The organism is Bacillus sp. FSL K6-0138 (genome assembly GCF_037982765.1).
GTDB classification, from domain to species: Bacteria; Bacillota; Bacilli; order Bacillales; family Bacillaceae; genus Bacillus; species Bacillus glycinifermentans.
Genome location: NZ_CP150286.1, coordinates 2,198,643 through 2,213,497, shown reverse-complemented (window position 1 = coordinate 2,213,497; position 14,855 = coordinate 2,198,643). Strand labels below are relative to the sequence as shown.

Annotated in this window: 12 protein-coding genes and 1 pseudogene; 3 read left to right on the top strand and 10 right to left on the bottom strand. The window is 46.8% G+C overall.

Annotated features, from left to right (window positions below):
- The 5 genes from sucA to MHB78_RS11745 form a co-directional block, all read right to left on the bottom strand.
- The gene (gene sucA, locus MHB78_RS11765; protein WP_046129556.1) at nt 1–2,835 is read right to left on the bottom strand and encodes a 2-oxoglutarate dehydrogenase E1 component; all 2,835 of its coding nucleotides are present in this window, start codon (nt 2,833–2,835) and stop codon (nt 1–3) included.
- A gap of 382 nt (nt 2,836–3,217) precedes the next feature.
- A complete protein-coding gene (locus tag MHB78_RS11760) occupies nt 3,218–5,131 on the bottom strand; it encodes a VWA domain-containing protein (RefSeq protein WP_046129557.1) in 1,914 nt (637 codons plus the stop codon).
- A 10-nt stretch (nt 5,132–5,141) separates the two neighbouring features.
- Nucleotides 5,142–6,032, bottom strand: coding sequence for a MoxR family ATPase (locus MHB78_RS11755; RefSeq protein WP_046129558.1), 891 nt, complete (start codon nt 6,030–6,032; stop codon nt 5,142–5,144).
- 100 nt (nt 6,033–6,132) lie between these two features.
- Nucleotides 6,133–6,726: a superoxide dismutase family protein gene (locus tag MHB78_RS11750; RefSeq protein WP_046129559.1), complete on the bottom strand. Its 594-nt coding sequence runs from the start codon at nt 6,724–6,726 to the stop codon at nt 6,133–6,135.
- A 111-nt stretch (nt 6,727–6,837) separates the two neighbouring features.
- Nucleotides 6,838–8,133, bottom strand: coding sequence for a peptidoglycan endopeptidase (locus MHB78_RS11745; protein ID WP_046129560.1), 1,296 nt, complete (start codon nt 8,131–8,133; stop codon nt 6,838–6,840).
- 1,040 nt (nt 8,134–9,173) lie between these two features.
- On the opposite strand from MHB78_RS11745, the gene MHB78_RS11740 reads away from it, so the two are divergent.
- On the top strand, nt 9,174–10,532 hold the full coding sequence (locus tag MHB78_RS11740) for an MATE family efflux transporter (RefSeq protein WP_046129561.1): 1,359 nt from the start codon (nt 9,174–9,176) through the stop codon (nt 10,530–10,532).
- A gap of 47 nt (nt 10,533–10,579) precedes the next feature.
- On the opposite strand, the gene bshB2 is transcribed toward MHB78_RS11740, so the two are convergent.
- The 4 genes from bshB2 to rarD all read right to left on the bottom strand — a co-directional run bounded on the left by bshB2 (nt 10,580) and on the right by rarD (nt 12,895).
- The gene (gene bshB2, locus MHB78_RS11735) at nt 10,580–11,245 is read right to left on the bottom strand and encodes a bacillithiol biosynthesis deacetylase BshB2 (RefSeq protein WP_046129562.1); all 666 of its coding nucleotides are present in this window, start codon (nt 11,243–11,245) and stop codon (nt 10,580–10,582) included.
- A gap of 16 nt (nt 11,246–11,261) precedes the next feature.
- Entirely contained in the window at nt 11,262–11,612 is a 351-nt protein-coding gene (locus MHB78_RS11730; RefSeq protein ID WP_046129563.1) for a YojF family protein, read from the bottom strand.
- Between the two features lies 1 nt (nt 11,613).
- Complete coding sequence (locus MHB78_RS11725) at nt 11,614–11,889, bottom strand: hypothetical protein (RefSeq protein WP_046129564.1); 276 nt, start codon at nt 11,887–11,889, stop codon at nt 11,614–11,616.
- Between the two features lie 73 nt (nt 11,890–11,962).
- Entirely contained in the window at nt 11,963–12,895 is a 933-nt protein-coding gene (rarD, locus tag MHB78_RS11720; protein ID WP_046129565.1) for an EamA family transporter RarD, read from the bottom strand.
- 93 nt (nt 12,896–12,988) lie between these two features.
- Between rarD and MHB78_RS11715 the strand changes: the two genes are divergently transcribed.
- Nucleotides 12,989–13,444, top strand: coding sequence for a hypothetical protein (locus MHB78_RS11715; protein WP_046129566.1), 456 nt, complete (start codon nt 12,989–12,991; stop codon nt 13,442–13,444).
- A 246-nt stretch (nt 13,445–13,690) separates the two neighbouring features.
- Nucleotides 13,691–14,389, top strand: coding sequence for an expansin EXLX1 family cellulose-binding protein (locus tag MHB78_RS11710; protein ID WP_046129567.1), 699 nt, complete (start codon nt 13,691–13,693; stop codon nt 14,387–14,389).
- Between the two features lie 178 nt (nt 14,390–14,567).
- On the opposite strand, the pseudogene MHB78_RS11705 reads toward MHB78_RS11710, so the two are convergent.
- Nucleotides 14,568–14,792 (bottom strand): annotated as a pseudogene (locus MHB78_RS11705) (hypothetical protein); the annotation flags it as partial.
- Between the last annotated feature and the right edge of the window lie 63 nt (nt 14,793–14,855).

Genomic DNA, 14,855 nt, shown 5'->3' with positions numbered 1-14,855 from the left:
TTAGTTTTTGCGAGTCAAGCTCTCAGATACAATGCGTTCCTGTTCCTTCTTATGAACCGTCGGATCCCCTTCTGCCGGACTTGAACGTCTTCTTCTTCCAATATAGCGCACTTTAACGTCTTTAGGGGCAATTTCCCTTAAATAAGGCTCAATGTAATTCCAAGCCCCCATATTTTGCGGTTCTTCCTGAACCCAAACGATTTCTTCCAAGTTCGGCAGTTTGCCAAAGACCTCCTTAATATGCTTTGCAGGGAATGGATAAAGTTCTTCGACCCTGGCAATATGGATCCAGTCTTTGTCGCCTTCCATCTTGTTAAAGAAATCGCTGATGTCGATTGAGACTTTGCCGCTTGAAAGGACGAGGCGTGTCACTTTTTCATACTGATGAGAAAGACCGGACATTTCGTAAACAGGCTTAAAGCTGCTGTTTGTCAGCTCTTGTACTTCTGAAACGGTGTTCGGATTTCTCAGCAGGCTTTTCGGCGTCATGATAATGAGCGGGCGGATCTCCTCACGCAGCAGCATTTTCGCCTGCCTTCTTAAAATATGGAAGTATTGCGCCGCGCTTGTCAGATTGGCGACAGTCCAGTTATTTTCCGCTGCAAGCTGGAGGAATCGCTCCGTTCTGCCGCTCGAATGCTCAGGTCCCTGCCCTTCATATCCGTGAGGGAGCAGGACGACAAGCCCGGATTTTTGCCCCCATTTGGCCCTGCCTGCAGAAATAAACTGATCAAAATATACTTGAGCTGCGTTCGCGAAATCTCCGAACTGCGCTTCCCAGATCACCATCGTTTCCGGCGAAGAAACGTTATAACCGTATTCAAAGCCAAGGACAGACCCTTCAGAAAGCGGGCTGTTGTGAACCGCAAATGCCGCTTTTGTATCTGCAAGGTGATGCAGGGCGATGAATTCGTCCCCTGTCTTGCTGTCATGAAGAACAAGGTTCCGATGTGCAAATGTGCCGCGTTCTGAATCCTGGCCGGTCAGCCTTACAGGCGTGCCGTCTTTCAAAATGGACGCAAACGCCATCGCCTCGGCCAAAGACCAATCGACTTTCCGGTCATTTTCAAACGCTTTGGCGCGCCTTTCGAGGATTCGCTTTAACTTGTCGAACACGTTGAAGCTTTCCGGCCATGCGATCAGCTCTTCGTTAATTTTGCGCAGAATGTCAAATTCAACGGATGTGTCGACAAACGGGAACCCGTTTGAAACCGGCTCCGGCGGAACGATTTCATGCGCCATGTCTTCCTTTTTCGCCGGCACTTTTCGGTACGCATCTTCCAAACGCTTCATGACCGAGTCTTGAATGTGTTGAACGGCCTCTTTTTCAATAACTCCCCTATCGATGAGCTTTTCTGCAAAAATATTTTTGACCGTCGGATGCTTTCTGACCGCATCGTACAGCATCGGCTGCGTCGCCGACGGTTCATCCATCTCATTGTGTCCGAAGCGGCGGTAGCCGATCAGATCGATCAAAAAGTCCTTGTTGAAAGTCATACGGTACTCGACTGCAAGCTGAACCGCTGAAAGGCAGGCTTCAGGATCGTCGGCGTTGACGTGGACAATCGGAATTTCGAAACCTTTGGCCAGGTCGCTCGCGTATTTCGTCGATCTCGACTCATTGCTTTCGGTTGTAAATCCGATCATGTTGTTGGCGATGATGTGGATCGCTCCGCCGACCTGATAGCCCTTCAGCTGACTGAGGTTCAAGGTTTCAGCGACGATGCCTTCTCCCGGGAACGCAGCATCGCCGTGGATCAGAATCGCCAGCGATTTTTTGACGTCTTGAACCGGATACCCGCTCTCCGTTCTCGTTTCCTGTGCTGCCCTTGTAGAGCCCTCTACAATCGGATCGATGAATTCAAGGTGGCTCGGATTGTTCGCCAAGGTGATCCGCGCCGTCTTTGTCTCTTCATCCTGAATCTGGCGGTTTGCACCGAGATGGTATTTTACATCCCCCGTCCAGCCGTAGCTGATTCCGATCGATCCCTCAGAAGGGACGAGATCTTTGTTCGGAGCATGCTGAAATTCGGAAAAAATGATTTCGTACGGTTTTCCGAGCACATGGGCCAATACGTTCAGGCGTCCCCTATGCGCCATTCCGATATTGATGTTCGTCGTACCGAGGGAAACCGACTTGGCGATCATATCATCCAGCATAGGCACGAGCGCATCAAGCCCTTCGATCGAGAAGCGCTTTTGCCCGACAAACGTTTTGTGCAAAAACTGTTCAAGCCCCTCAACCTCTGTCAGCCTTCTTAAGACGTCTACTAATTTCTCTTTCGCTTTCGGTGCGAATAATTCCCCCGATTCGATCTTCTTCATCAGCCAATTGCGCTCTTCAAAAATATGCACATGGTCGAATTCAAAAGAGATCGATTTTTTGTATGTGTTCCTTAAGTACTGGATGGCTTCTAAACCGTTCGTTACTTCTTTTGGGGCATCTTTGCAAATCACCGATGCCGGGATTTTTTCCACATCCTGCTCGGTCAGACCGTATTCAGCAAGCGGAAAAAGCTCTTGTTTTTCTTGCGTTTTTCTCAAAGGATTGACGGAAGCGTTTAAATGGCCATAGGTTCGAATATCTTCTGCGAGTTTTACCGCGGATGCGATTTTTTCGATAGATTCTGCCGTGAAATGCGCCCCTTCATTGCTTTCAGAGGCGGCCCTTAAGTCACCCGGGGGAGCTCCGAGACCGTCAAACATCTCTTTCACGTCAGGATCGACGCTCTCCGGATCCTTGACATACTGATCATAGAGCTCCAGCACATAGCCGAGGTTCGGACCGTGAAATTCTTCCCAAGTCATTCTTTGTTTCATACTATTTTGAAACATTTGAACATTACCCCCAACCTAATAATCAAGTGAATGATTCACTATCTTAATATATCTTCTGAACCCTTTGCCCAGAAATATGTAATAAAAACGCTTCCACGTTCATTTTACCACTGTTTCTCCTTTGTTTCTACACAGATTGTTCAAATAAAATTAAAAAATCGTCTTGAAAAATAAAGAATTTTATAATTTAGAACATTCAGACCGCGTCTGTTTTGCACTTTATCCATATTTCACCTTTCCGTCTGTATGTGATGACGTTTGTTCCAGGAAAATAAATTTCAAAAATTATAGTTGATGAAGATAATAAAAATTGGATGATTTATCGATCATGCCGGCAATAAAAACAGATGGCCGCGAACAATGCAGCCATCTGTCATGCCTATCTTATACTTTTGTTCAACAGCTTTTTTAAGAGCGGATACAGCACGTCAGGAAGCTGATCGACATCAGGGACGAACAGGCTGTACTTTCCGTACATATCCTGAATCGTTTTGATTTGCGATTCTTCGATTTCGCTGTTCGATAAAAATACGTTGATCACTTCGATCTTTCTTTTTCTCGCTTCCATTACCGCTTCGTGCGTATCGACAATTCCGTTCTGTTCGTAATTGAAGGCGGCCGGCTCCCCGTCTGAAAAGACGATCAGGAATTTTTGCTCTTCGCTTCTTTGAACGAGCATTTTCGTCATTTGCCTGATCGCGTAGCCGTCCCTGTTGTCTTCTTCGGGTTCGAGCTGCATGATGCGGGGCCCTGCGTCTTCTTTTAACGAATCCCTAAAAGGGACAACTGTATGGAAGTAGTTCGGCTGACTTGTTTCTGTCGCATCATTCGTATCCTCCCAAAACCCGACGATCTGATGGGGGACGGATACGGATTTAAGCGCTTCGTGAAACAGCACGATGCCCCGTTTTGTCTCGGCCATTTTGTCATGCATGCTGGCGGAGCAATCCACCAGCAATGTAAAGACGGCATCGATTTCTGTCGAGTTTTCTTGCTTTTTGTAAAAAAGACGCGGATTCCGTTCCGTAAAGTAGCGAAGCAGCTTGTTGTTCAGGCGGCCGGCGTGCAAATCGGTTCTCGGCAGCGTTTTTTTGTGCTCCAGCGTTTTTTGAATCATTTGCTTCAGACGCTTTTGGTACGATTCGACCGTCTTTGCCTGCTCCTGATAGTCCAAGACTTCTTCGTTTGTCGGTTTTTCAGGCGTTTTAAAAATCGGGAAGGCGTAGCGGTTTTCCTTTCCTTCCGGTGTTCCGCCCGCATTCGGCTCGTCCTGGACAGATTCAAGGGATTCAAGCTTTGAGTAATCTTTTCTTTTCGTCTGTTTCGCCGTTCCCTGAACTGCGCCGAGCGCTTGATCGCCGTCTTCGCCTTCCCTCAATGCGCCTCCCGCAATATCGGTTTTCGCGCCGTGCTCCAAGTCGAATTGAAGGAAGCTTTTGGCCGGCGCTTCCGTTTCTCTGTGCCATGTCGGCATTTCCTCATCTAGGACTTCTTCGTCCCCTTCGCTATTCTCATCCAGCGTCAAATCTTCGCTTAGTTTCGGCTTCGCTTTCAAATCGTTAAACAGGAATTCTTCATCAACCTGTTCGTACCCGAGCTCCGGGAAAAAGAAGTAGGTGTTCAGCATATCCTTTTCAAGAACTTCTTCAAAGCCTTCCATCAACAGGCTGACGATTGATACGATATCCCCGGTTGACCGCGCTTCATATACGCGGCTCAGCTGCTGTTCGATGAACCCTTTCAGCGGATCAATCGATTCATGGATATGCGGGATGCCCTCAAGCGGCGACTCCGCCGTAAGCTTCAGATAAATGGCGCAAAACAGAGCATCGGTAAAAATGCTCCGCTCCAGATTCAGCGTCAGCTGTGTCGCAAAATGCTTCCGGTACATATTTCTCCGCTTGAAAAACACGCTTTTTGTTCCTGGACGTTCTTTTTTGATGCATTCTTCAATTCTGACATCCTCAAAAAGCATAAACAATTGTTTTGCAAAACTCTTAAACTGAAAATGACGGATGTCACCGAGCATCTTTGCGAAGTCCTTCATCGAGCTGTAGCGGGTACCGACAGAACGCAGGTACACATCGCTCTTCAGCCCGGCGACCATGTCCGCGTGAGCGCGGTCCTTCCAGAAATGACTCATATAGACTTTTTTCTCAAACGGGTTGTAATAGGACTGAACGCCGTATTCAACTTCGACCTGATCGCTTTTAGCAAGCGTCTTCGCCAGATCCGTCAGCTCCATAAACAAGAGTGAGTCGATCTTGCTGTCGTTAAATTTAATAAACTTCATGAAAGAACCCTCATTCAAATAAAGTTTGGGCAATATTGCGGACAGCCGCTTTTTCGCGTTCATCGTCAAGCTTTTCCACGATGCCCCGTTCGATCGCGCGCAGCGGCGGAATGTAAGTTGAAAGATCGCAAGTATCCAAAAGAGCCCTGATCGATGCAGCTTCTTCGGACACCTGACCGTTGTGCGCCTGTGTCATTAAGTCCGAAGACAAAGTGACAAACCGGCTGAGCAGCTTCTCATCCTTTAATTCAGACTGTGTTTCAAGCACGTGCTTTAGCAGGTCGCCTTTAATATACGGAACGTCAATAATGACAAACCTGTTTTTTAATGCCTCGTTTAAAGGGACTGTTCCGACATAGCCTTCATTAATCGCCGCGATGACGCCGAAACCGTCTTTTGCCTTGACGACCTCGCCGGTGAACGGGTTTGTCATCGTTTTCCTGTAATCAAGCACACCGTTTAAGATCGGCAGGGTTTCCGGCTTTGCCATGTTGATTTCGTCAATATATAAAAAGTGCCCGTGTTTCATCGCCTTTGTCACAGGCCCCTCGATAAATTCGATGGATGCGCGTCCCTCTGTGTTTTCAATCGTTTTATAGCCGACAAGCGCCTCGGCATCAAGGTCAACAGAACAGTTGACGCTGTGCATCGGCTTCTGGAAATAGGCGGACAACGTTTCCGCAAGCTTTGTTTTCCCGGAGCCTGTAGGTCCTTTCAGCAGCACATTTTTTCCGAGGGACAGCGCGATCAGCCCATCATTTAGGACGGCGTTATCCTCAGCTTGATAGCCGGGCTTTCCGATCAATGACTGAAATTCCTGTCCGGCAGGCCGGCTGGCGGACTCTCTCAGCCGCTCCTTTATTTTTTCAGGCAGCTCTAGTTCGTGTAGGTCGTATTTCATTCGTGGTATGTTCCTTTCTAAAAAGCGTCTTCTATATCAAGTATACTAAACACTCTTCTGTTTCCTCAATAGATATACTTTCTGCCTGATGAACGGAACATTATGATTTGCCGTCATTTGACAGGGCGCCGCAAACCATTCGGTCGCCTGAGTTTCCGGACGGGTTCGTTAAATCATCATCCTGTTTCTCATGAATGATAAATGCGCTTCCGTCCTGGTCAAGCAGACTGAACTTGCTGTTTTTATGCAACGTAACGTCAGGTGCATTGACAATGACATCGACTTTGCCGTCAGCCCCGACTTCAATATTCGGCAAATCCCCGGCATGATGCCCTTTCGGATTGTTGAAGCCGTGCTCCTTTTGCGCGGGATTGAAGTGAGCGCCGGCGCTTTCAAAATCAGGCCTTTTGCACCGGCCTGTTTCATGGATATGAAAAGCAAGCAGCCCAGGCGGCAGATCATGGGCGCTAACTCTTATATCAACGCCCTCTGATGCAGATTCAGAAACTTCTATAAAACCGGTCTCTTTTCCGTCCCGTTTCATCAGCTGCACCTTAATCGGCTGTGTGAGCGGTTCAAATGTTTCCGCATGCTCGTGTTCGCTTTTCTCCTGAGCAGGCTCTTTTTGCTGTGCGCATGCCGATGTCACGCATACAAAAACGCATGCAAGCAGCACTTTGGACAATCGATGCATCGCAAGGTCCCCCTTTGGCTTTTTTCATCTAGTGTAGACAACGGCAGGATCTGATAAACCTTCAACACTGAGGGGACCGATGCACAAAAAAAAGCCATAAAAATGGCTTTTTTAGAAGGGATAGCGTTTGGCTCCGAGATAGCGCTGCTTCCAATATGAATTGTTCATATCGCTGATGGTGACGCCCGAATCATTGGCGTTGATGAACTTATTGTTTCCTAAATAAATTCCGACATGGGAAGGGCCTGCTTTATATGTCGTAAAGAAAACGAAATCCCCTCTTGAAGGCGTGCTGACAGGCGTCATGATATTCCAATATCCGGCCGCGCTCAATCTGGAAACGGATGTGACTTTGTTGAGCACATAATAGATGTAGCCGCTGCAGTCAAAACCGGAAGGATTGTTTCCGCCCCATCTGTAAGGAACGCCAAGCTGTTTTTCAGCCTCGTCAATCATCCGTTCCACCTTCGCGCTTGACGAAGTGCCCGTTTTTGAAGAGCTTGAAGATTTAGATGGAGAGCTTGACGGCGTTGATTTCGTTCCGCCTGAGATTTTCAGCTTTTGGCCGACTTGTAACACGTCTGTCTTTAAATTGTTGGCTTCCCTGATGCTTTGAACCGTCACACCCATCGAGTTGGCAATCTTCCATAAAGAGTCGCCGGCCTTAACTGTATAAGTTGTCGTTTTTGAGCTGTTGTTTGAGCTCTTTTTGCCCGATGAAGAACTTGAAGACGACGTTTTGCTTCCGCTTGTAGAAGTCCCTTTTACTTTGAGGACTTGATTTGGGTAAATCGTATCCGACTTCAAGTTGTTCAGCGTTTTAATCTCGGCAACCGTCATGTTCAAGTTATTGGCAATTTTCCATAAAGAATCGCCCAGCTTGACTGTGTACGTGCTGCTTGATTTACTTGAACTGCTTGAGCTTGATGATGAGCCCGAGCTTGACGATGAAGACTTTTTGTTCGTGCTGGAACTTGTGTTTTTGGCTGCTCCTTTAATCACAAGCTTCTGGCCCGGATAAATCATGTCATTGCTCAAACCGTTTAACGTTTTAATCTCCTGAACGGTCGTTTTGTAGTCTTTGGCGATCAGCCAGAGAGAGTCTCCTGATTTAACCGTGTAAGTGGTCTTTGCAGAATTTTTGCTTGAGCTCGTAGAACCCGATTTTTTGCTGCTGCTTTCCGACTTTCCATTTGGAATCTCCAAGGTTTGTCCAACATAGATCACCGTTGATGACAGATTGTTGGCTGATTTCAGTGCGGAAACGCTCGTGTTGTATTGAGCTGAAAGCTTCCACAGCGAGTCCCCGCTCTTCACCTTGATCGTCTGGGCCTCCGCCGGTGACGCAGCAAGCGAAGTTCCAACGACTGCAGAGGCCGCCAAACCTACTGCTATCTTCTTCTTCATACCTTTTAACCTCCCGCCTCATTTTTCGCTTTTCTCTCTATGTATCCATTACATTTTGTCATTGCTTAAAACGCCGTCCGGTAAAGACAAGTGGTTCGATCACTTAAGTCTGCTTAGCGGACGAGACCCCCGTTTTCGCTCTTAAGCAAAAATGCAATTCACGATTTGTATCGGCTGATTCTGATATTTTTTAATAGTTTTTCAATGCAAAAGCAAAGAATCATTGACAAAAATCAATGTTCTTCTTTTTTGAATTCAATTCAGTGCCGAAAATCGGTGTTCGTGCTGAAAACATGTTCAAAGAAGGAAGTGCCGCCTGTGAAACACAGTTTGCAAGGGTTGACAGAAACACGTATGGGACAGACAGGCTGAATAAGCGCCTATGCTATTCGGGTTGCTGTGCAGATGTTTTTAGGGCGATGATTTTTTGACTTTGGCAAAAGATTCGTGGATCGTCACATGAGGGCGATGATTTTCATGTCGTATGCATTCATCGGAACATCAACCGGTCATTGGGATCTATGATCCGGCAGAAAGGCTCCGGATGATGTTGTTCCTCCATACATTTCTATTTTTCCTCATAAAATTCCTTCTTGAAACTATAAATTGACTTTATCATACAAATTTTTTGCCTTCATCCGGAATTCGGCGTATCTTTTTTTAGACCATCCGGCTTTTTACAATCTTCGATTCCAGTCCCTTGTATCCAGCAAGAGCGAATAAAAAATGGGTTTGCACAACTAAAAACCTTACATATTCCCTTTTAAAATAGATAAAAAGATCTACATATCTTATTTTTTCCATTTTATATGTATTTTTCCGGTCTTCTTTCACATCCTAATAAAGAGGAGGTAATGATATGGCAATCCAAAAAATTTTCCAATATTTATGTTCTTTTCTCGGAGTGATTTCCCTTTCCTTTATTTATGTGCAAATGTTTAAAAAAACAAAGAAGACGAAGGATTGAATAGGCATTTGTTGCATTATCTACATAACGTGTTATAATTTCTCTCGTTATCCAAAAGAAACGGGGAGCAAATATGAGGGAAACAAAGGATTTAAGGGAAAAAGCAAAGCAGTTTATTACGATTTTAATTCCGATTTTGATCACACAGGCCGGACTTTCTTTGATCACGTTTCTCGATACGGTGATGTCCGGCAAGGTCAGCGCTGCGGATCTTGCCGGCGTTGCGATCGGGTCGAGCTTGTGGACGCCTGTGTATACGGGACTGGCCGGCATTTTGACGGCGGTGACTCCAACCGTCGCTCAGTTGATGGGGGCCAAACAGCAAAAGAAAGTCCCCTACACTGTGATTCAAGCGATTTACGTGGCAATTATCATCAGTCTCATCGTTATGATTTCAGGTTTTTTCCTGATTGATCCGATCCTGGAACGGCTTCAGCTCGATGAGAAGGTATCGCTCATCGCGAAACACTTCTTGTCATATCTTGGACTCGGCATTTTGCCGCTGTTTGTGTATAACGTGATGCGTTCGTTCATTGATTCGCTCGGCAAAACGAGGGTGACGATGCTGATCACCTTGTGCGCTCTTCCGATTAATTTTGTATTAAATGCTCTATTTATCTTCGGAAAGCTCGGATTCCCAAAAATGGGGGGAGCCGGCGCCGGTTTGGCATCCGCATTGACGTATTGGTGCATCTGTCTCATATCTTTATTGATCGTTCATAAAAAAACGCCTTTTTACCAGTTTAAGATTTTCGGGACGTTCTATTCATTTTCCCTTTCAGAATGTTTGAACCTCTTGAAGATCGGGCTTCCGATCGGATTTGCCATCTTCTTTGAAACGAGTATTTTTGCGGCAGTTACGTTGCTGATGAGCCACTTTGATACCGTGACGATCGCCTCCCACCAGGCGGCGATGAATTTCGCTTCGCTTCTTTATATGCTGCCGCTGAGCGTGTCGATGGCATTGACGATCGTCGTCGGCTTTGAAGCCGGGGCAAAGCGCTTTCAGGATTCAAAAGCCTACAGCTACCTGGGCATCTCGATGGCAGTCGGATTTTCGCTGTTCACCGCTCTTGTGATTTTGTTGTTCAGACAGCAAATCGCCGGTATGTATACTGGAGATCCCGCGGTCTTGTCCCTAACGAAGCACTTTTTGTTGTACGCCCTGTTTTTTCAGCTTTCAGACGCAATCGCAGCACCCATTCAAGGAGCGCTCAGAGGATACAAAGACGTCAACTACACGCTTGTCACAGCCCTGGTTTCCTATTGGATCATAGGGCTTCCCGTCGGCTTTGTCATCGGCACCTATACTTCCTTCGGAGCATACGGATATTGGATCGGCTTGATCACAGGCCTTGCCGCTGGAGCCGTCGGACTTTTCCTCAGACTCAGGATCATTCAAAACCGTTTGATCATGAAGCTCAGTGCATAAAGCCAAAAAAGGTATAGAGCATGTTTAAGCTCTATACCTTTTTCTCATTAATCGTCCCATTGATATGTCCAGAACGATTCTTTTTCAAACCATGTTTCAACGACAGGCTCACCGTTTGCTATTTTTTTCTCAATCTCTTTCAGCATGCCGCCAGTTTGTGACTTGTGCGCTTTTAGCGCATTCATTTTAATATCAGCCACTTCTTTGATATCGAGAACGACATCAGGCTTGCCAAGTGCTTCTTCTCTGTGGTGTGTGATCGCCATGCATAACACCCGCGGCCTGTCTTCTTTCTTTTTCCTGGACAGCGCGCGGATGACCGCCGCTCCGCAGGCGTCATGATCCGGATGGACGCCGTGGCCGGGATAGAACGTCACGATCAGGCTCGGTTTTACATCATCGATTACGGCCTCCACTTTGTACGCCAGCTGGTCTTCATCTTCAAATTCGAGCGTTTTGTCGCGGAGCCCGAGCATACGTAAATCTTGTATGTCCATTTCCTTGCAGGCATCCATCAATTCCTGCTTTCTGAGCAGAGGAAGCGTTTCGCGATTGGCAAACAGCGGATCTCCCATATTTCTGCCCATTTCTCCAAGCGTCAGGCAAGCGTAAGTCACGGGGATCCCTTCTTTTCGGTTTAAAGCGATTAGACCCGCCACTCCGAACGATTCATCATCAGGGTGCGGCAGGATGACAAGTAAATGTTTTTTCATTTATAACACCTTCTTTTTAGACTGCAAATGGCTTTTTGCTGATTTGAAGTGAAATGGCAAGCTTGCCTCCTGGTAAATGGCCGGCGAGGAGCAGCCTTCCTTCGTCATCAATCGTATAATCTGTAAGGCCCTCTGCGTAAATCCAGCCTTCTTCTGTTTTCAAGCCCGCCCGGTAAGGCCCGCTTCCCGTGATTTTCGCCCGGGAGCAGACGACTTTTGCATTCCGGATAAATGCAACGACCGTCATGTTCTGTTCATTTTTATGAGCCGAATATGATCCGGTGGTTGTTTCCAAATGAATATAGACCGGCTCATCTAAAAATGTCTGTAAAGAAGCTTGGACATCTTCTTTATTGATTGCTTTCATGTTACTCCCTGCTTTCTTTATTTGTTAATAATTGCAAACGTTCTGTATGGCGTGCAATCAGCTCAAGCTTTATATCCGCTTCCAAGGGGGATGAGATAATCCGCTGAACGGCCTGAGCATATTTTTCAAATCTCGTTTTTCTGAGCCTTGGATGGGTTCTGAGGTCATTCAGTTCATCATCGATGGCCTGATCGAGCGCTCTCTTCCGGTCCCCATGCACCGTCCGGTTTTTCCAGAGGGTCAGATATGAGTGAAACAGTTCGGTTTCGTTTTCCATGACGGACCGCCTCCGAATCCATTCAATAATGTTTTATTATACATGATCAGCGGTTATTGAAAAGAAAAAGGGCTTATGAATGATACGATTTTTTTCTTTTGAGAAATACCTTTGATTGCTTTTTCCATTTGAACTGGGACATGGTAAACAAAACAAGCGCCGCCCATATGCATGAAAACGTAAACGCTTTTTCGCTGCTGAACGGTTCATGGTAAACAAAAATGCCTAAGAATAGCGTAATCGTCGGCGCAATATACTGCAAAATTCCGACCTGGTACAGCGGGAGCTTTTTCGCTCCTTCTGCAAATAAAAGAAGCGGTATGGCAGTCAGCACGCCGGCCAAAAACAGCAAAATCACCGTTCCGATATCCGCTGATGCTGCATGTGTTTGACCCGAAGCGCTAAAGAACAACAAATAGACAAGTGCTGCGGGTGCGATAACCATCGTTTCCAGTGTCAGCCCGACGGCGCTCGAAAGCTGCGTTCTTTTCTTGGCCAGACCGTAAAGGCCGAAACTGAAAGCCAGTGCAAGCGCGATGTACGGCACAGAACCGTATTGAAAAGCAGAAATCAATACGCCGCCAGCCGCAATGAGAACTGCTACAGTCTGCATTCGCGACAGTTTTTCCTTCAAAAAGACGATCCCGAGCAAAATGGAAACGAGCGGATTGATATAATAGCCGAGACTCGCTTCAAGAATATAGCCGTGATTTACCGCCCATATGTAGACATACCAATTGGCTGTGATCAACACGGCAGAAAATATCAGCGTCACAAGGGCTTTTCTGTTTCCGAGAAGCGCCCGGAAAGCGGTGATGCCGTCTTTCCACTGCCGCAAAAACAGCAGAACGCCGCACATAAAGACGAACGACCAGATGATGCGGTGAGCCAGTATGTCAAGGGCTGCTGTCTGTTCGAGAACTTTCCAGTACAAAGGGAGCAGCCCCCATAGCAAATAAGAACATGCCGTATACATAATCCCTTTCGTTTGAGTTGAATGATTCATAATACATCCTCTTCCTTTCTTCCTTCATCACGTCGCACGCTTTTTATCTCAGAGGCATATACTGTACCGTCTATGAGAAAGGAAGTGTGACCTGTGTTTGATTGGCAGCGCTTTTTTCCTTTTCAGCAGCCATTTTCCAAAGACGGCTTAAAAAACGCCGACCCGAAAGATGTTGAACACTATATTAACCAAGTAATGAAAAGCGTTTTTGGACCGGGGTACTCGGCTCAGTTTCCTTTTCGTGACCCTCTTGCAAAAGAAACGCCGGCAGCAGACGAAACCGAACAGATTGACGTCTTTGAAACGACCAGCCACGTATTCGTTAAAATTCCGCTTACAAGAGAACAGCTTAACCCCCTGAAAATTAAACATACTTCACAAACCCTGATCATAGAAAACTACCCTGAAACAGGGCAGCACAAAAAAGTCATTCTCCCCTCTCTTGTACGCAGAAAAGGTACAAAAGCCGTATTTAAGGACGGCATTTTAGAGGTGATGTTTTTGAAAAATGAAGACTTCAACCTGTCTGAAGTCGAGATTACGTATTGAAAACGGCCGGTTTGGAAAAAGCGGGCCGTTTTTCTTTGCCGTCATCCTTTACCGCTGTCCACTAAATCATATTAACACTAGCGCTTCCAGTCTATCATCTCTTTTGCCTGGCCATTTCAAACCATGCCCTTTGATTTGTATATTGTAGTCTATCCGTCTTAAAAAATCTATGTATCTATTTCCTCTTTCGATCCGTACCGGCCGGCCGTTATAATGATAAAGATTCTCAATTAAAGGAGGATGTATATGAAGAAAAAGATCATCACTTTTATCAGCACTATCGTTTTGACAATCCTTTGTTTTTCACCGCAGGCTTCGGCTGCATACAACGACCTTCACAAAGGCTATGCAACCTATACGGGATCAGGCTATTCGGGAGGAGCTTTGCTTCTTGACCCCATCCCTTCCAATATGAAGATCACTGCGTTAAACCCGACCGATCTTAACTATAAGGGCGTAAAAGCCGCTCTGGCCGGCGCCTACCTGCAAGTGGAAGGGCCGAAAGGAAAAACGACCGTCTACGTCACCGACCTGTACCCTGAAGGAGCACCCGGCGCCCTCGACCTGTCGCCTAACGCCTTCCGGGAAATCGGCGATATGAAAGACGGAAAAATCAACATTAAATGGCGTGTCGTCAAAGCGCCAATCAAAGGCAACTTCACATATCGGATCAAAGAAGGCAGCAGCCGGTGGTGGGCGGCGATCCAAGTGAGAAACCACAAGTATCCTGTCATGAAAATGGAATACTACAAAGGCGGAAAGTGGATCAACATGGAGAAGACGGACTACAACCATTTCGTCAGCACCAATTTAGGGACAGGCTCTCTGAAAGTGAGAATCACCGATATCCGCGGAAAAGTCGTGAAAGACACGATACCAAAGCTTCCCGAAAACGGTACATCAGAAGCATACATGGTTTCCGGCAAGGTCCAGTTTCCCGACTAAATAGACAGCAAGACGGCGGCCTGAGGGCGGAACATCCCGCGCTTAGGCCGCCGTTTGGCTTTAACAACTTGGGAACATTCATTTTTTATCGATAATATGGAACAACTCCGCCTGGAACGCCTTGGTAAGGCTGCGCTGCGTATGGTGCGGCGCCGTAGGAAGACGCGGGTGCAATGGCACCTCCGTAGGGCTGTGCTCCTCCATAGCCCGCGTACGGCACTGGCCCTCCATAGCCTGCATAAGGCGGATATGCGTACGGCCTTGGAAAGTTAAAAAGCGCGCTTCCGAGAAATCCGCCGATTAATCCGCCGATCAGCGGCGCTCCGATCCAGAAAAACGGAGACCGCGCCGGATATGCGGCAGGGTAAGATCTCGAATATCCATAAAGCATATGAGGGTACATCGGCATTTATCCTCCTTTATGTCTGCCTATAGCCAAGGTATTCATAAAGCTGGGAAACGCTTG

What these genes read in the sequence shown, in the direction of transcription:
- sucA (WP_046129556.1), bottom strand. Translation starts at nt 2,835, where the DNA reads ATGTTTCAAAATAGTATGAAACAAAGAATGACTTGGGAAGAATTTCAC.
- MHB78_RS11760 (WP_046129557.1), bottom strand. Translation starts at nt 5,131, where the DNA reads ATGAAGTTTATTAAATTTAACGACAGCAAGATCGACTCACTCTTGTTT.
- MHB78_RS11755 (WP_046129558.1), bottom strand. Translation starts at nt 6,032, where the DNA reads ATGAAATACGACCTACACGAACTAGAGCTGCCTGAAAAAATAAAGGAG.
- MHB78_RS11750 (WP_046129559.1), bottom strand. Translation starts at nt 6,726, where the DNA reads ATGCATCGATTGTCCAAAGTGCTGCTTGCATGCGTTTTTGTATGCGTG.
- MHB78_RS11745 (WP_046129560.1), bottom strand. Translation starts at nt 8,133, where the DNA reads ATGAAGAAGAAGATAGCAGTAGGTTTGGCGGCCTCTGCAGTCGTTGGA.
- MHB78_RS11740 (WP_046129561.1), top strand. Translation starts at nt 9,174, where the DNA reads ATGAGGGAAACAAAGGATTTAAGGGAAAAAGCAAAGCAGTTTATTACG.
- bshB2 (WP_046129562.1), bottom strand. Translation starts at nt 11,245, where the DNA reads ATGAAAAAACATTTACTTGTCATCCTGCCGCACCCTGATGATGAATCG.
- MHB78_RS11730 (WP_046129563.1), bottom strand. Translation starts at nt 11,612, where the DNA reads ATGAAAGCAATCAATAAAGAAGATGTCCAAGCTTCTTTACAGACATTT.
- MHB78_RS11725 (WP_046129564.1), bottom strand. Translation starts at nt 11,889, where the DNA reads ATGGAAAACGAAACCGAACTGTTTCACTCATATCTGACCCTCTGGAAA.
- rarD (WP_046129565.1), bottom strand. Translation starts at nt 12,895, where the DNA reads ATGAATCATTCAACTCAAACGAAAGGGATTATGTATACGGCATGTTCT.
- MHB78_RS11710 (WP_046129567.1), top strand. Translation starts at nt 13,691, where the DNA reads ATGAAGAAAAAGATCATCACTTTTATCAGCACTATCGTTTTGACAATC.